The sequence below is a fragment of the Dietzia sp. B19 genome, from assembly GCF_014145155.1.
Lineage (GTDB): Bacteria > Actinomycetota > Actinomycetes > Mycobacteriales > Mycobacteriaceae > Dietzia > Dietzia natronolimnaea.
In genome coordinates this window covers 1-1601 of sequence record NZ_JAALED010000118.1, presented here as the reverse complement: position 1 = coordinate 1601, position 1601 = coordinate 1, and the positions used below count along the sequence as shown (strand labels likewise).

The 1601-nt window shown below is 72.0% G+C and carries 1 protein-coding gene; it reads right to left on the bottom strand.

Going from position 1 to position 1601, the window contains the following annotated elements:
* On the bottom strand, positions 1-1569 hold a 1569-nt coding region (locus G6020_RS04570), incomplete at its 3' end, for a DEAD/DEAH box helicase (RefSeq protein ID WP_241732575.1).
* Between the last annotated feature and the right edge of the window lie 32 nt (positions 1570-1601).

Below are 1601 nucleotides of genomic sequence, written 5' to 3'. Positions count from 1 at the left end.
TCCAGCCGCACCCGCGTTCGCCCCCGGACCGCCGGCGTTGCCCGGGAGGGTGGTGCCGGAGATGGTCGGGTCCGTCCCCACGCCCACCACCGCCACGGCCCCGGGCGCGGAGGACCCCTCACCGGACGACCGCCTGATCTGCTCCTTCTCCCGCTGGCGCAGGAGGGCCTTGACGTCGTCCGCCCCGAGCAGACCGGGGAGACCGATGTAGTCGGCCTCCTCCTCGCTCCCCGCGAACGTGGCCGTGCCGTAGGAGGACCCCTCGTAGACGATCTGATCGAGTTCGGCGTCCGCACCGAGGGAGATGTACCCCTTGTCCTCGTCGTCCGCGTCGGGCTCGTCGTGTTGCTGGTTGGCCTGCGCCAGCAACTCGTCCTCGAGCCCGTCCTCGCGGTGGGGCTTGCCCAGGACGTGATCCCGCTGGGCCTCCATCTGGGAAGCGAGCTGCAACAGGACCGGGACCGACGGCAGGAACACCGACGCGGTCTCCCCCGGCCTGCGGGACCGGACGAACCGGCCGATGGCCTGGGCGAAGTACAGGGGGGTCGAGGCGCTGGTGGCGTACACCCCCACGCTCAGGCGCGGCACGTCCACACCCTCCGAGACCATGCGGACCGCGACCATCCACTCGTCCGTCGAGGCGGAGAACGTGCCGATCCGGCTCGAGGCGGTGGGGTCGTCGGACAGGACGACGACGGGGGCCCGCCCGGTGATCTCCGTGAGCAGAGCCGCGTACTCGCGAGCGCGTTCCTGGTCGGTGGCGATCACCAGCCCGCCGGCGTCGGGCACCCCACCCGCGCGGATCTGCCGGAGCCTGGTGTGTGCCGCCTGGAGGACCGCCGGCATCCAGTCGCCGTGGGGGTCCAGCGCCACCCGCCAGGCGCGCGAGTTCTGGTCCGCGCTGAGTGGTTCGCCGAGCCGGGCGGAGAACTCCTCACCGGCGTTGGTCCGCCAGCGCGCCTCGCCGGAATAGGCGAGGAAGACGACGGGTCGCACGACGCCGTCGGCCAGGGCGTCGGCGTACCCGTAGGAGTGGTCGGCCCTGGACCGTTGATGGCCCTGGCCGTCGGGTTCGTAGGTGACGAACGGGATCGGACTGTCGTCGGAGCGGAACGGTGTGCCGGTCAGGGACAGGCGACGCTCGGCGTCGTCGAACGCCTCACGGATGCCGTCTCCCCAGCTCTTGGCGTCGCCACCGTGGTGGATCTCGTCGAGGATCACCAGCGTACGGCGGGATGCGGTCCGTTCGCGGTGCTTGAACGGGTGGGAGGCCACCTGGGCGTAGGTGACCACCACGCCGTGGTATTCCGGCGCGAGAGCGCCGGAGGAGTTGGAGTACTCGGGATCGAGCGCGATACCGGCCCTCGCGGCGGCCTCGGCCCACTGGAACTTGAGGTGCTCGGTGGGGGCCACCACGGTGATGGCGTCGACCGTCCGGTCGGTCAGGAGTTCGGTGGCCACGCGCAGACCGAACGTCGTCTTACCGGCGCCGGGGGTGGCCACGGCGAGGAAGTCCTTCGGCCGAGCCATGAGGTACTTGCGCAGCGCGGTCCGCTGCCAGGCGCGCAGCGGCGCGCCCGCGGCCGCCGTGGCGGCGGGGA